General features: G+C 73.0%; 14 protein-coding genes. 7 read left to right on the top strand and 7 right to left on the bottom strand.

Annotated elements, in window-relative coordinates:
• Positions 1-25: 25 nt before the first annotated feature.
• The 4 genes from HUT10_RS42535 to HUT10_RS42520 all read left to right on the top strand — a co-directional run bounded on the left by HUT10_RS42535 (position 26) and on the right by HUT10_RS42520 (position 5,183).
• On the top strand, positions 26-1,201 hold the full coding sequence (locus HUT10_RS42535) for a hypothetical protein (RefSeq protein WP_176176372.1): 1,176 nt from the start codon (positions 26-28) through the stop codon (positions 1,199-1,201).
• 134 nt (positions 1,202-1,335) lie between these two features.
• Positions 1,336-2,085, top strand: a complete 750-nt coding sequence (locus HUT10_RS42530) for an ABC transporter ATP-binding protein (protein WP_254897517.1) — start codon at positions 1,336-1,338, stop codon at positions 2,083-2,085.
• Positions 2,086-2,107: 22 nt separating this feature from the next.
• Complete coding sequence (locus tag HUT10_RS42525; RefSeq protein ID WP_176176370.1) at positions 2,108-3,088, top strand: iron-siderophore ABC transporter substrate-binding protein; 981 nt, start codon at positions 2,108-2,110, stop codon at positions 3,086-3,088.
• Between the two features lies 1 nt (position 3,089).
• The gene (locus tag HUT10_RS42520) at positions 3,090-5,183 is read left to right on the top strand and encodes an iron ABC transporter permease (protein WP_176176369.1); all 2,094 of its coding nucleotides are present in this window, start codon (positions 3,090-3,092) and stop codon (positions 5,181-5,183) included.
• A 35-nt stretch (positions 5,184-5,218) separates the two neighbouring features.
• Here the strand turns inward: HUT10_RS42520 and HUT10_RS42515 are convergent, their stop codons facing one another.
• The 5 genes from HUT10_RS42515 to HUT10_RS42495 form a co-directional block, all read right to left on the bottom strand.
• A complete protein-coding gene (locus HUT10_RS42515; protein WP_176176368.1) occupies positions 5,219-5,653 on the bottom strand; it encodes a hypothetical protein in 435 nt (144 codons plus the stop codon).
• A 164-nt stretch (positions 5,654-5,817) separates the two neighbouring features.
• Positions 5,818-6,489 (bottom strand): response regulator transcription factor, encoded by a 672-nt coding sequence (locus HUT10_RS42510; RefSeq protein WP_176176367.1) that lies wholly within the window; start codon positions 6,487-6,489, stop codon positions 5,818-5,820.
• A 24-nt stretch (positions 6,490-6,513) separates the two neighbouring features.
• Complete coding sequence (locus tag HUT10_RS42505) at positions 6,514-7,713, bottom strand: sensor histidine kinase (protein WP_176176366.1); 1,200 nt, start codon at positions 7,711-7,713, stop codon at positions 6,514-6,516.
• A gap of 71 nt (positions 7,714-7,784) precedes the next feature.
• Positions 7,785-7,928, bottom strand: a complete 144-nt coding sequence (locus HUT10_RS42500) for a hypothetical protein (protein ID WP_176176365.1) — start codon at positions 7,926-7,928, stop codon at positions 7,785-7,787.
• A 187-nt stretch (positions 7,929-8,115) separates the two neighbouring features.
• Positions 8,116-8,604: a MarR family winged helix-turn-helix transcriptional regulator gene (locus tag HUT10_RS42495; protein ID WP_176176364.1), complete on the bottom strand. Its 489-nt coding sequence runs from the start codon at positions 8,602-8,604 to the stop codon at positions 8,116-8,118.
• Positions 8,605-8,671: 67 nt separating this feature from the next.
• Here HUT10_RS42495 and HUT10_RS42490 point away from each other — a divergent pair, with 67 nt between their 5' ends.
• Positions 8,672-9,094 (top strand): hypothetical protein, encoded by a 423-nt coding sequence (locus HUT10_RS42490; RefSeq protein ID WP_176176363.1) that lies wholly within the window; start codon positions 8,672-8,674, stop codon positions 9,092-9,094.
• Here the strand turns inward: HUT10_RS42490 and HUT10_RS42485 are convergent.
• Positions 9,091-9,909, bottom strand: coding sequence for a hypothetical protein (locus tag HUT10_RS42485; protein WP_176176362.1), 819 nt, complete (start codon positions 9,907-9,909; stop codon positions 9,091-9,093). The two genes, HUT10_RS42490 and HUT10_RS42485, sit on opposite strands and share 4 nt — an antisense overlap.
• Before the next feature lie 75 nt (positions 9,910-9,984).
• Between HUT10_RS42485 and HUT10_RS42480 the strand changes: the two genes are divergently transcribed.
• Entirely contained in the window at positions 9,985-12,291 is a 2,307-nt protein-coding gene (locus HUT10_RS42480) for an SEFIR domain-containing protein (protein ID WP_176176361.1), read from the top strand.
• A 27-nt stretch (positions 12,292-12,318) separates the two neighbouring features.
• Positions 12,319-12,828 (top strand): hypothetical protein, encoded by a 510-nt coding sequence (locus HUT10_RS42475; RefSeq protein ID WP_176176360.1) that lies wholly within the window; start codon positions 12,319-12,321, stop codon positions 12,826-12,828.
• A 12-nt stretch (positions 12,829-12,840) separates the two neighbouring features.
• On the opposite strand, the gene HUT10_RS42470 is transcribed toward HUT10_RS42475, so the two are convergent.
• Entirely contained in the window at positions 12,841-14,055 is a 1,215-nt protein-coding gene (locus tag HUT10_RS42470; RefSeq protein WP_176176359.1) for an Ig-like domain-containing protein, read from the bottom strand.
• Between the last annotated feature and the right edge of the window lie 51 nt (positions 14,056-14,106).

Genomic DNA, 14,106 nt, shown 5'->3' with positions numbered 1-14,106 from the left:
CGGCCGCGCCGATCGGGAGGCGAAGATGGCGGAGGAACGCGGCGTCGAAGCCGTCGAACAGTGGTTCCGGCGGCGAGGGCTGCCCGCCGTCGTGCGGGGACGGCCCGCGCAGCTGCTGGTCCGCATCGCGCCCGCCGTCGTGTTCATCGCCGCCTGGCGGGTGCTCACCGCCGTGCTGTCCGCAGTGGACGGCGAGACCGACGCGGACTTCGACCGGCTCATGGAGAGCGATCTCTTCGCGCTCGGCTACACCGGCCTGCTGCTGAGCCTGGTCGTCTTCCCCGCCCTCGGCTCGTGGCTCACCGCGCGGTGGGTGCGGCGCAAGCTGGTCGACCGCGGCGGCACCGTGCCCGCCGCGGTCATGGCGGCCGTGTTCGTGGTCGTCGTGCCCGTCGCCGACGTGGTCGTCGACGGCGACTCGCTGCCCCTCGGCCTCCTCACCCAGCTGCTGATCCTGGCCGGGCTGTTCGCGGCCGCCTTCGTCGGCGTCGGCTCGATCGTCGGCTGGGCGCTGCGGGCGGCCTACCGCCAGACGCGGCTGCTCGGCGAGCTGACCAGCCGGGCGCTGCCGCTCCTGCTGCTGTTCACCGTCTTCGGGTTCTTCACCACCGAGATCTGGCAGGTCGGCGCCGCCCTGCCGCGGCAGCGGATGTGGCTGGTGGCCGGGCTCTTCGCCGTGGTCGCCGTGGTCTTCCTGCTGGCGGCGCTCAAGGACGAGGTCACCCGGCTGACCCAGTCGCGCACCGCCCCGGTCGGCCTCGACAAGCTGCGCGAAACGCCGCTGGCGGAGTTCCTGGCGGACGACGTCGAACGGCTCCCGCTCACCAAGCTGGAACGGGCGAACATGGTGCTCGTCCTGATGCTGACCCAGGTGCTGCAGACCTTCGTGCTCGCCACCCTCGTCTTCGTCTTCTTCGTGCTCTTCGGGATCGTCGCGGTGCAGCACGCGGTGATCAAGGCGTGGATCGGCCGCGACCCCGCGGGCGGCACGCTGTTCGGCATCCAGCTGCCGATCCCCCAGGAGCTGCTGCAGGTCTCGCTGTTCATCGCCGCGTTCTCCGGGCTGTACTTCGCCGCCTCGACGGTCACCGACGCCAAGTACCGCAGCGCCTTCTTCGACCCGCTCGCCGACCACCTGGCGGTCAGCCTGGTGGCCAGGGACCTCTACCTCGGCCGCCTGCCCGGGAAGCCCGCGCGATGAGCGACGTCCGGATTGCGCCGTCCGCCACCTTGTAAGTTAGGTAAGCCTGACCTTATTATCCTCGTGTGTCCCTGGTCCCCCGCTCCGGCGTCCACGCCCGTGAGGTCGACGTCGCCTACGGCAGCGACGTCGTCGTGCGTGCCGCGTCCGTCTCCCTCGACGCCGGTACCGTCACGGCGCTGATCGGCCCGAACGGCAGCGGGAAGTCGACGCTGCTGCGGGCGCTCGCCCGGCTGCACCCGCCGGCCGCGGGCTCGGTCACCTTCGCCGACGGCGCCGACCTGCGTGCACTGTCCGGAAAGGACGTGGCCAAGCGGATCACCCTGCTGTCGCAGCACCGGAGCGCGCCGGGCGGGGTGTGCGTCCGGGAGCTGGTCGAGTTCGGCAGGCACCCGCACCGGTCGCGCTGGGGCGGCCGCGACGCCGACGGGCCCGCCGCCGTCGACCGGGCCCTCGCGCTGACCGGGCTCTCCGCCCTCGCCGACCGGCCGGTGCAGGCCCTCTCCGGCGGGCAGGCGCAGCGGGTCTGGCTCGCCGCCTGCTTGGCCCAGGACACCGCGCTGCTGCTGCTCGACGAACCCACGACCTTCCTCGACCTGCGCTACCAGGTCGAGATCCTCGACGTCGTCCGCGACCTCGCCGACCGGCACGACGTCGGCGTCGGCGTGGTGCTGCACGACCTCGACCAGGCCGCCGCGGTCGCCGACCGGGTGCTGCTGCTCGAAGACGGCCGCGTCACGGCCGAAGGCACCCCCGCCGAAGTGCTGACCGCGGAGAACCTCAGCCGCGCCTACGGCATCCGCGTGGACGTCGTCACCGACCCGGCCGACGGGCGGATCCACACCCGCGCGGTCGGCCGCTTCAACGACTCCGCACTCGTCTGAACCACGAAAAATCAGGAGAACCATGCGCCTCACCCGGATGCTCCTCGGCCTGTCCGCGGCCGCCACGTTCTTCGTGGCCGGCTGCGGCACCACCGAGGCGCCCGCGAACAACGCCGCCGCCACCGGAACCAGTACCGGCCCGGTCACCGTCGTCGACTCGCGCGGCAAGGAGGTGAAGCTGCCCGGCCCGGCCAAGCGGGTCGCGGCGACCGAGTGGAACGCCGTCGAGCACCTCGTCTCCCTCGGCGTCATGCCGGTCGGCGTGTCCGACATCAAGGGCTACGGCCAGTGGGTCAGCGCCGAGAAGCTCGACGGCACGCCGAAGGACATCGGCACCCGCGGCGAGCCGAGCCTCGACACGCTCGGTTCGCTGGGCCTGGACCTCGTGGTCGTCACCGACAGCGTGACCGAAGGCGCGCTCGAACAGATCGAGGCGAAGGTCCCGGTCATCGTCATCAACGGCGGCAACGCCAAGGACCCGATCGCCGGGATGTACGCCAACCTCGACACGATCGCCAAGGCCACCGGGACCGAAGCCGCGGCCGCGCAGCTGAAGTCCGGGTTCGAGCAGAAGCTGGCGGCGGGCCGGGACGCGGTGGCGAAGCTCGGCGCCGCGGGGCAGCAGGTCGCCTTCTCCGACGCCTACGTCACGTCCGGCTCGGTCAGCATCCGGCCCTACACCAAGGGCGCGCTGGTGTCCGCGGTGTTCGGCCGCCTCGGCCTGGAAACGGCCTGGCCGATGGAGGGCGACGCGGTCTACGGCCTCGCGCAGGCCGACGTCGAAGGCCTGACCAAGCTGCCCGACGTGCGGTTCTGGTACATCGCCAACACCGCCGAAGGCGATCCGTACCAGCAGCAGCTGGCCGGCAACGCGATCTGGACGAACCTGCCGTTCGTCAAGAGCGGCAAGGTGCACCGCTTCCCGGACGCGCTGTGGATGTTCGGCGGGCCGAAGTCCATGGCGCAGTTCGTCGACGCGGCCGTCGCCGCACTGCAGAAGTAGCGTGGCCACCCTGGTCGGAGCCGAGCCGCCCGTGACCGCCGTCCGGCGGCGCGGGCGGCTCGCGCTGCTCGGCGGCGGGCTCGCCGTCCTGCTCTTGGTGGGGTCGGCCGTGCACCTGACCCAGGGCACCGCGAACCTCGGCGCGCTGGACGTGCTGCGGCTGCTGTCCGGCGGGGCGACCGGCGACACGACGGCGGTGGTCGTCGAGTCGCGGCTGCCGCGCCTGCTCGCGGCGCTGGTGGTCGGGGCCGCGCTCGGCGTGGCCGGCGCGGTGCTGCAGTCGGTGTCCCGCAACCCCTTGGCGTCGCCGGACACCCTGGCGGTCAACGCCGGCGCACACCTGGCGGTGGTCGCCGTCGCCGCGTTCGGCGTCTCCCTGCCCCTGCTCGGCGCGGCCGGGATCGCGTTCGCGGGCGGGCTGGCCGCGGCCGCGTTCGTGCTCGCGCTGGCCGGCACCGGCGGCACCGGGATCGTGCGGCTGGTGCTGGCGGGCACCGCGATCGCGCTGGCGCTGATGTCGGTGACCCAGGTCCTGTTGCTGTTGTACGCACAGGAAACCCGTGGCCTGTTCGCCTGGGGCGAGGGCTCGCTGGAGCAGAACGGGCTCGGCGGCATCCGCACGCTCGGCCCGGTCGCCGCCGCGGCGCTGGCCCTGCTGCTCGGCCTGGCCCGCCGGCTCGACCTGATCCACGTGGGCGACGACCACGCCAGGACCCTGGGTGTCCACATCGGACGGACGCGGGCCGCCGCGATCGGGCTGGCCGTGCTGCTGGCCGCGACCGCGGTGACGCTGGCCGGCCCGATCGGGTTCGTCGGGCTGGCCGCGCCGGCGGTGGCCCGGTTGCTCGCGCCCGTGGTGCCGGGCCTGCACCGGCACGCGGTGCTGCTCCCCTGCGCCGCGGCGCTGGGCGCGGCGCTCCTGCTCGGCGCCGACGTGCTGCTGCGCGCGGTCGCCGGCCCGCAACGCGCACTGGCGGTGCCGACCGGGGTCGTGACGACGATCCTCGGCGCGCTCTTCCTCGTGGTACTGGCCCGGACCGCCCGGAGCACGTCCGCGGCCGCCGAACCACCCGCGGCCGGCGCCCGCGGCGGCGTCAGCGCCACCCGGTACCGGGTGACGCTGGGCGTGCTGGTGCTCGGGGTGGCCGGCGTGGCCGTCGGCGCGGTGCTGCTCGGGGACGCGAAACTGCTGCTGGGCGACGTCGTCAACGGGGTGACCGGGCGGGCGGGCCCGATCGTCACGGGCGTGCTGGACACCCGCGTGCCCCGCGTGGCCGCCGCGCTGCTGGCGGGCGCGGCGCTGGCGCTGGGCGGCGCGCTCACCCAAGCCGTCGCCCGCAACCCGCTGGCCGAGCCGGGGATGATCGGCGTCGTCGGCGGCGCGGGCCTCGGCGCGGTCACCGTGCTGACCGCCGTGTCCGGGGTCGGGTTCTGGACGCTGACCGGCTCCGCGGGGCTGGGCGCCGCACTGGCGATGGCCGTGGTCTTCGCCGTGGCCGCCCGGGGCGGGTTCACCGGTGAACGGCTGGTCCTGATCGGCTTCGGCGTGCACGCGGCGGCGCAGGCGCTGGTGACGCTGCTGATCACCCTGTCCGATCCGTGGAACGAGACCAAAGCGCTGACCTGGCTGGGCGGTTCGACCTACGGCCGGAGCTTCCCGCACCTGGTGCCGATGGCGCTGGCGCTGCTGCTGGTGGTGCCGGTGCTGGTCCGCACGCGGCGGGAGCTCGACCTGCTGGCGCTGGACGACGAAACGCCGCGCGTGCTCGGCGTGCCGGTGGCCAGGACGCGGTTGCTGCTGCTGGCGTGCGCGGTCCTGCTGACCGGCGCGGCGGTGGCGGGCATCGGGGTGCTGACGTTCGTCGGCCTGGTCGCCCCGCACGCGGCCCGCGCGATCGTGGGCAGCCGGCACGCGCGCCTGCTGCCCACCGCGGCGTTGCTGGGCGCGATCGGCGTCTGCGTGGCGGACACCGCCGGCCGCACCGTCATCGCCCCCGGCCAGCTGCCCGCCGGCCTGATGACCGCGATCATCGGCGCACCGTACTTCGGGTGGCTGCTGTACCGGCACCGCGCGAACGCCGCCCGGGGACGCTGAGGCTCCCCGGGCGGCGTTCCGTCACCCCCTCGCGCTCAGCCGTCGACGCTGGTGTGGGTCTTCGAGGCGCACCGGGCGGGCGTGGGATCCCCGTTCCCGTCGACCAGGCAGACCTTGAGGCCCACCGAGTCGCCGGCGATGACGTTGCCGTAGGCCTTGAACGGATCCCAGACGACCGGGTCGCCGGCCAGCCCGTTGCCGTTGTACTCGGACCCGATGAGAACACCATCGAGCCACGCCCACGCCTTCACGCCGTGCCCATCCCCGCAGTAGTCGTGCACGACCGCGTAGTCGTCGTTGTTGCCGCCGCCGGGTGCCCCCGCGCCGTAGTCGACGAACTCCACCGCACCGCAGCCGTCGGTCGTGTGGACGGTGAAGCTGTCGTCGTAGGCGGCGGAGGCCGGCGCGGCCGCCACCACCGCCGTCCCCAGCGCCAGCACCGGTGCGACCAGCATCATCCGCGTCAACATCCTGCCCATGTTTCCGTTCCCCTCCGTGGTTGTTCCGGATTTCGATGCGCGCAGGAGGAAATCTAGCCACGGCAAGGGAAAGGGACATCTCCCGCAGGTGCTGTTCCCGGCGTGAATCGTGCGGCAGCCGGGGATTCCCCGGTGCACCAGCGGATCAGCCGGGCTCAACCGCCGGCGTACCGGCGGCCCGCCCCGGGGACGACCAGCCCGGACTCGTAGGCGACGACGACCGCCTGGGCCCGGCTGGACACGCCGAGCTTGCCCATGGCCCGGTTGAGGTGCGTCTTCACCGTGCCGGCGCTGACCGTGAGCCGGTCGGCGATCTCGGCGTTCGACATGCCGTGCCCGACCAGGCGCACCACCTGGGTTTCCCGTTCGGTCAACGACGTCAGCGCCGGGACCGGGTGTTCGGCGGGCGGGGTGAACGCCTCGACCAGCCGCCGCGTCACCGCGGGCGCGAACAGCATGTCGCCGGCCGCGACCGCCTGGATCGCGGCCAGGATCTGGTCCGGTGACGCGTCTTTGAGCAGGAAGCCCGAAGCGCCCGCCCGCAGCGCCTGGTAGACGTACTCGTCCAGGTCGAAGGTGGTGAGGACGAGGACCTTGGGCCGATCGCCGGCCCGGGCCAGGATCCGGCCGGTGGCCGCGATCCCGCTGATGCCCGGCAGCCGGATGTCCATCAGCACCACGTCGACGGGCCGCTCCGCCGTGACGGCGACGGCCTGTTCCCCGCTGCCCGCCTCACCGACGACGTCGAACCCCGGTGTGGCGCGGATCAGCGCGGCCAGCCCGGCGCGGATCAGCTCCTGGTCGTCGACGACGAGCACCCGAACCATCCGCGATCGCTTCCCCCGGGCGCGTCAGTGGTTGTCCGTTCCTCCTGCCGAGCTTATCGGCAGGGTCAGCACGACCTCAAACCCGCCGCGCTCGCGCGGGCCTGCGGTCAGCGTGCCGCCGTAAAGCCTGGCCCGCTCGCGCATCCCGATCAGGCCGTGCCCACCGGATTCCGCGGGGACACCGCGTTTTCGCCCTTCGTCGGTGATCCGCGCGACGAAAACCGTGTCGCCGTAGGCCAACCGGACGCGCGCACCCGCCCCGCCCGCGTGCTTCACCACGTTCGTCAGCGATTCCTGGACGATCCGGTACACGCACAGGGCGACACTGTCCGGCAGCGGGCGGACGACCCCGTCGACGACCAGCTCGACCGGGATGCCCAGCGCCCGGACGCGCTCGGCCAGCACCTCGATCCGGTCGAGGCTGAACGCCGGCGAAGAATCACCGGCCGGGACGACGGGATCCGAACCGATCCGCAGCAGCACGAACAGCCGCCGCAGTTCGTCCAGCACCTGGCGGCTCGTGTCGTTGACCGCGCGCAGCGCACCGGCGGCGGTCGGCGGGTCGGACTCGAGCACGTACCCGGCGAGCCCGGCCTGCACGGCGATCACCGACATGTGGTGGGCGAGGACGTCGTGGAGTTCGGTGGCGATGCGCATCCGCTCCTCGGTGACCGCGCGCCGGGCGCGGGCCTCCCGGTCCCGTTCGAGCTCGCGGGTCAGGACCTCCAGCCGGGCGTTGCGTTCGGTGAGGATCCGGCGGATGTCGCCGACGGCCCAGGTGGTCGCGCTCAACAGCGCGGCGAGCACGGCCAGCAGCCACAGCGGCCCCAGGTGCGCGGAGGCCGTCCCGGCCGCCTCCACCACGGTGGCGAGCGCGGCGGCGGTGAGCGACACGCGCCGGGATCGTTGCACCGCAACGGTGTAGAGGGCGAGCAGCGGGCCGAAGTTGTTGAGCGCGTCCCAGTACCCGGCCAGCACCGACGCGAGAGATCCGGCCAGGCACAGCAGGAACACCGTCACCGGCGCCCGGCGGCGCAGCGTGACCGGCAGGATGGCGGCGGCGGTGAGCAGCACCCCGGGGAGGCCGAAAACCCGGCCGTGGGAGGCGTAGTCGTAACGGGCGGCGAGCACGACGCCGGCGACGACCAGCCAGGACACCACCCCGTCCAGCAGCTGCGGGTGAGCTCCGCCGTACCGCCGCACCCGCGTCCACGCCGCCCGCACCGGGTCACCGTAGCCGCCCGGCTGCGGCGAGTCATGCGCCCCGGGTTGACGTTGCCTACCGCCGGAGTTGACTACCCGGCCGGGGTTTTGCCGCCGCGCCGTCGCCGCCAGACGACGGCCGCCACGAGCAGGGCGACGGGCAGGCCGGTGAGCAGCCACTCCTCGGCCGGTGCCGGGACGACGTCCTGGTGCGCGACCGAGGCGGCCAGGCTCACGGCACCACCGTGCAGATTCTGAGCCGGCGGGCCACCGCCGCACCCGTTCTGGTCGTGCCGGGGCGCGGCGACTGCGTATTCGACGGCGGTGGGCATTCCACACCCCTCCTCGGGTGGGCGGAGTTTCTCCGTGACCGCAGACCAGTGTGGCCCGGCCGGTCGCAGAACTCCATATCCGCCAAGGGAATTACTCGGATTTCAGGATTTCCACGGGCAGGCCCAGCGTTTCCACGATCCGCTCCACGGCGTCGCCGACCCGCACGAAGTCGTCGCCGAGGGGATCGGTCACCAGCCGGCGGACCGTGGCGACGTGCCCGGGCGCCGAGGCCTCCAGGTGCGCACGCCCGGCCGCGGTCAGCGTCGCGGTGGTGAACCGGCGGCCCTGGCCGGTGCAGACCTCGCGGGTGACCCAGCCCCGGTCTTCCAGGCGCGCGACCGCGTGCGAAATCCGCGGCAGGGAACCGTTGGCCATCTCCGCGATCTCGCTCATCCGCAGGCTTTCCCCCGGGACCGCCGACAGCCGGGCCAGGATCATGTAGCCCAGCAGCGTCAGGTCGGCGTCCCGCAGCAGCTGGCTCTCCAGCGCGCCCGGCAGCGTGAGCAGGACCTTCGCCAGGTTGATCCAGGCGCGCCGCTCGTCATCGCCGAGCCAGCGGACCGGCTCCTCTCCACTCACGCCTTGACTTTAACACGCAACCCAACCTACCGTTTGGGTTGCGTGTTAAACCCAAAGAGGAGGAGCGATGACCACCGTCACCCCCAAACCCACCGCGGCCACGGCAGTCCGCCTCGGCTTCGCGCTTCTGGCGGCCGCGGCGGTGAACACGGCCATCGCCCTCGGCGCACTGGCCCTCGACAACGGCGGGATCCACATGGGCCTGGCCCCGGCGGCCTACCTGCCCGCCACCGCGCTGGGCCTGCTGCTGGGCAGCATCGGCTGGTTCGTGATCGCCCGCACCGCGCCGCACGCCCTGCGCGTGGTCGTTCCCGCGGTCCTGGTCCTGACGTGGGTGCCGGACCTGCTGCTGTTCGCCGCGGGCGCCACGGCGGCCAACGTGATCGGCCTGATGCTGATGCACCTGGTGGTCACGACGGCGTTGGTCACGGCTTTGCGCCCGACCCTGTCGCCGGCCACGGACAGCGTCCAGCAGGTGGCGACCGACTAGCCCACCACCGAGAGAACCGTGCGAGCGCCCAGCCGGCCTTTCTCGGGCTCCCGCGCGACTTGCCCCGCAGCAACCGCCGCAGTCAATGCCCCGACCGCGTCCTCGGCGCGATAAATCGTTTCCAGCAAAGCGAACCGCTGCAGGTCGGCGACCGTTGCCGGGCCGTGCCGGCCCAGTTCGGCCAGCAGCGCACGGCGCAGGGGCAGCAGCTGCGGGGTGAGCGAGATGTCCACCAGCGTGCCCTCGGCGTCACGCGGGTCGCGGTAGCGGATGCCCGCGAACTCGTCGGCCGCCCACAGTTCGTTCTTGAACGTCGCCAGGTGGCGGCTGTCCGCCGTCGCGAACACCAGTGCCCGCGCGGTTCCGTCGTCGGCCACCAGGTCGACGGCGACCGCGCACCCCAGCCCGGCCGACCGCAGCCGCTCCCGGTGGCCGGTACCGGGTTCGTCCGCGATCAGCACCTCGTGCGCCTTGCCCCGCAGCAGGGACGGCGGCCAGGCACCGGTCAGGTGCGCCAGCATCGGCCCCGGCACGTCGACGTCCCCCAGGTCGGCCGCCGTCCGCACGATGAGCCCGGCCGGCGCGCCACCCGGCGACGGACGGCCCACGAGCACGGCCGCCAGGTGGTGCTCGGCCAGCCGGTCGGCGAACTCGCCGAAGACCCGGAAGGCATCGGCGGCGAAGTCCCCGCACTCGACGTACGTCCCGCCGCGCGGCGACCGCAGCACGGTCGCCGTCCAGGCGTCGAGGTACCGCACCAGCACGTCACGCTCGACGGAGCCGTGCGGGTCGGGGCGCCGGACGCGCTCGGCCACCCTCCGGTTGTACCCCACCGCCGGGCCGGTCACCAGCGGTGAAGAACGGATCGGTGGCTCCCTATACTCTCGCGCGTGGACGCACCGGACGAGCCGTTCGCTCGAAGACCCCGGGTGTTCCTCTCCTACGCCGACGACTCCGGTGCGCACACCCAGGCCGTCCTCGGATTCGCCGAGCAGCTGCGGGGTGAACTGGGCATCGACGTCCGCCTGGATCTCTGGGAGCGGGACCAGCGGCGCGACTGGCTCGCTTGGGCGATGCGCCAGATCGAGCACGGCGATTTCGTGCTCGCGATCGGCTCGCCCCGGTACAAACAGCTGGCCACAGCGGACGACGAGGATCCCGATTACGCGCGTTTCCAGCTGCTGATGCTCCGCGAGTACCTCGCCGCGGACCGGGCCCGCTGGACGGCCAAGATCCTGCCGGTCGTCCTGCCCGGGTACTCCGCCGATGACCTCCCCGCGTTCCTCCAGCCCTATTCCGCCACCCGCTACGCGATCCCCGAGGATCTCGACGAGCTGGTGCGGGTGCTGACCGGGCAGCCGCGCTGGGGCCGGCCGGCGCTGGGGCCACTCGCCAAGCAGGAGGGGCTGTTCGACCCGGCGGTGCTGAGCGCGGACCTCAGCCGGGTACTGGTCGAAGCGGCCACGAGCCTCGCGGGCGCGGTCACCGCCCTGTGGCGAGCCGAGGTGCTGCGGCTCGGCCTGGACGACCCGCGCCCGCTCGGCACCCGCTGGCGCGTCGACGGCGGCGAAATCGACCGGATCGGGCCGGTCTTCCGCCGGGACCGGCGGCTGCTCGTGCTCGGCCGCCCCGGCAGCGGCAAGAGCGTGTCGGCGATCCGGCTGGTGTCCGAACTGCTGGACGGGTGGTCCCGTGGCAAGCCGGTGCCGGTGCTGGTCCCGGTCACCGACTGGCACCCGGGCGAACTGCACCCGTTCGACTGGCTCGCGCGCCGGCTCGCCCGCGACCACCGGCTGGGCCGGACCGTGCGCTGGGTCAACGGGAAACGCATCACCCTGGCGGCCGCGCTGCTGGAAGTGGGCCTGGTCCTGCCCGTCCTCGACGGCCTGGAGACGATCGCGCACGACCTGCGCCCCGAGGCGGTCGCGGCGCTCAACCGGCTGGGGTCGTCGGTTCCGCTGGTCGTCACCTGCGGCCTGGCCGAGTACGGCGAACTGGACGCGGCGGGCATCCGGCTGGCCCGTGCCACCCGCGCCGAACTGCTGCCGCTCGAGCGGGACGACGTCGAGGACTACCTGGCCGAGACCGTGCCCGGCGGCGCGGCACGCTTGGCCCCGCTGTTCGCCCGGCTGCGCGCGGACCCCGTGCCGACCCCGCTGCTGGTGTGGCTGGTCCGCGTGGTCCACCAGGACCCCGGCCGCGATCCCGCCGAGCTGGGCGACCGGGACCGCTTCCCGGACTGGGACTCGGTCGAGGCCCACCTGGTCCAGCACCTCGTCCAGGCCGTCTACCCGGACTACCCCGGTCACCGCTCCCCGGCGCCCCGGGTGCACCACAGTGCCGCCCGGCGCTGGCTCGGGCACCTCGCCTCGACCGGGACAGCGGACATCGCGTGGTGGCAGCTCGACCGCCCCCTCCGGTGGGTCGCTCCCACCTGCCGGGGTGCGGCGGGCGCCGCGCTCGGCTTCGGCATGCTCAGCGCCCTCGGCGTCGTGCCCGGGCTGGTGGCCGCGGCCACGGTCGGATCGGCCGCCGTGAACCGGCGGCTGCTCGCCTACTTCAACGCCACCGACCACGTCGAGGCTCCGCACGCCTTCGACCGCTCGACGCCCAAGCTGCGTGCCGAGGTGCGCGACTTCGTGCAGCTGATGGCGAAGTGGTTGTCGTTCGCCGTCGGCGGCCTCGCGCTGCTGCTCGCCGGCCGGGCCGTCGCGGCGGGACTCGTGCACAACCTTCGCACGGCGTTGACGCTGACGGCGCTTGCCCTCGGCGGCGGATTCCTGACCTGGTGGTCCGGACGCAAGCTGTGGCACCGGCTGCGCCACGGCCGCAGCGACGGCCTGGTGGTGCTCGCCGACCTCCGGCGGCCGTCGAGTCCGGCCGGAACGCTGCGCGCGGACCGGAAAGTGGCCGTCACCGGTACCGGGATCATGGTGGCGATCGCGGCCGTCTTCGCGGTGCTGGGCCCCGGGTATGCGGTCCGGGTCGTCCTCGGCTACGCCGCCGCCTGGATGTTGCTCAGCGCGTACGCCCGGTACACGGTGGCCCGGCTCGTGCTCGCCGCCCGCGGGAGGCTGCCGTGGCGGCTGTTCCGGTTCCTGGACGACGCCCGTGACCGCGGCGTGCTCCGCCAGTACGGAGCCGTCCACCAGTTCCGCCACCAGCACCTGCAACGGCACCTGGGCGGCCCCGCGTAGCCGGCGGCGGGGGTCTACCGTTCCGGCATGCTCGATCGCCTCCGCGACAACACGCGCGCCGCCAAGCTGCTGGCCGACGTGTTCGACTTCGACGTCACCCGCCTCGACCCGGTCGAACCGGTGCGGCTCGCCTCCGGCGGCGCCCTCCAGGCGGTCGCCGGCGACGCCTCGGGCGGCACGTTCTTCGTCTGCGACGGCGGCCCCGTGCTCTACGCCGATTCCGAAGGCAGCGCCGGGGTCCTCGCCGCCGACCTCGAGGGTGCGATCCGCCTGGTCGTCGGCGTTCCGACCTGGCCGGACGTCGTCGCGTGCGCCCCCGACCTCGACGCGATGCGCGACGCCTTCGAAGCCTCCTACGCCGAGCTGGAAGAAGACGAGCCCGCGATCGACCGGCTCCGCGCCGAAGTGGCCGCGGAGCTGGAACTCGGCCAGGTCCCCCTCGAGGACCTGCTGACCTCGCTGAGCGCCTGCCTGACCGAGCTCTCCCCCGCCTACGTGCTGCTCAACGAAGACGGCGACGCCTACGAACCGCTGTGACCCCGGCGCGGCTCAGCCGTGCAGGGCGCTGCCGGCCTGCCAGGCGCTCCAGCTGATCGCCCAGTCGCCGTGGCCGTTGTTGATCGACAGCTGCGGCCCGCCCGAGTTGGTCACCTCGACGACGTCGCCGACGTTGAAGGTGTCGAAGAACCACTTGGCGTTCTCGGTGTTCATGTTGAGGCAGCCGTTGGAGACGTTGTCGCTGCCCTGCACGCCCACCGTCTTCAGGTTCTCGTGCAGGTATTCGCCGTCGTTGGAGATGCGGACGTTCCAGTTCTCCGGCGCCTTGTAGTACCCCGGGTCGCCCTCGCACACGCCGTAGCTGCAGGAGTCCATGATCTTGTGGTCCTCCTTCCCCAGCACGGTGTGCGTGCCGTTGAAGGTCGGCGTCGGGCCGCGGGGCGGGGTGTCGGCGGTCTTGCCCATGCTGATCGGCGCGGTCTTCACCAGCTGGCCGTTGTGGAACGCCTTGATCTGGTGGGTCTTGCCGTCCGCCTTGGCGACCCACGAGTCGTGCACCTTGTAGGTGGCCGAGACGTCCTGGCCGCCGTACAGGCCGCCGCCGATGGGCGTGCCGAAGTTCGCCGTCTCCAGCTTCACGGTCGAGCCCGGCTTCCAGTAGTCCTTGGGCCGGTAGTGCAGTTCGCGCTTGTTCACCCAGTACCAGCCGCCGTCCTGGGACGGCGAGGACGTCACCTTGAGTGACTTCTCCACCGTGGCCTTGTCGGCGATGTCGCGGTCGAACTTCAGGCCGATGATCAGGCCGACGCCGAAGTCACCCGAAGCCGACTGGAACAGCGCCGGGCTGGCGACCCCGGCCGGCTTGACCGTGTGCACCTCGCCGCGCTGCTCGGTGGGCGCGCCCTCCTGGTTCACCGCGGTGGCGACCACCTGGTACGTCGACGCGTACCGCAGGCGGTCCTTGCTGGTCCACGTCGTCTTGTCCGGCGAGAGCTCGCCCTGGACGGCGTTGCCGGTCTGCGGGTTCGTCACCGCGACCGCCTGCAACGTGCCGCCCGACGCCTTGACGACGATCGGGTCCTTCGGGCTCAGCTGCTCCTCGCCGGCGGGGAGGAACGCCACCGTCGCCGCCGGCATCCCGGACGCGGTCGGCGTGCCCGCCGCGCCGATCGCCCCGACCGCCTGCGCGGTCCCCGCGGTTTCCGAGTTCCCACTGCACGCCGCCAGCAACAGGGCCGCCAGGCCGAGCCCGGCGATGCGGATCATTCTCACGACCCCCAAGACGCGCCACCCCGTCCGAAGTTGTGTAACGATCCG

It is taken from the genome of Amycolatopsis sp. Hca4 (genome assembly GCF_013364075.1).
Classification (GTDB): domain Bacteria; phylum Actinomycetota; class Actinomycetes; order Mycobacteriales; family Pseudonocardiaceae; genus Amycolatopsis.
The sequence above is the reverse complement of the archived record's forward strand: the minus strand, read 5'-3'. Positions and strand labels throughout refer to the sequence as shown.

Excerpts from the sequence above, each read along its gene's own strand:
- HUT10_RS42515 (WP_176176368.1), bottom strand. The coding sequence starts at position 5,653 with ATGTTGACGCGGATGATGCTGGTCGCACCGGTGCTGGCGCTGGGGACG.
- HUT10_RS42490 (WP_176176363.1), top strand. The coding sequence starts at position 8,672 with ATGACCACCGTCACCCCCAAACCCACCGCGGCCACGGCAGTCCGCCTC.
- HUT10_RS42510 (WP_176176367.1), bottom strand. The coding sequence starts at position 6,489 with ATGGTTCGGGTGCTCGTCGTCGACGACCAGGAGCTGATCCGCGCCGGG.
- HUT10_RS42535 (WP_176176372.1), top strand. The coding sequence starts at position 26 with ATGGCGGAGGAACGCGGCGTCGAAGCCGTCGAACAGTGGTTCCGGCGG.
- HUT10_RS42470 (WP_176176359.1), bottom strand. The coding sequence starts at position 14,055 with ATGATCCGCATCGCCGGGCTCGGCCTGGCGGCCCTGTTGCTGGCGGCG.
- HUT10_RS42475 (WP_176176360.1), top strand. The coding sequence starts at position 12,319 with ATGCTCGATCGCCTCCGCGACAACACGCGCGCCGCCAAGCTGCTGGCC.
- HUT10_RS42525 (WP_176176370.1), top strand. The coding sequence starts at position 2,108 with ATGCGCCTCACCCGGATGCTCCTCGGCCTGTCCGCGGCCGCCACGTTC.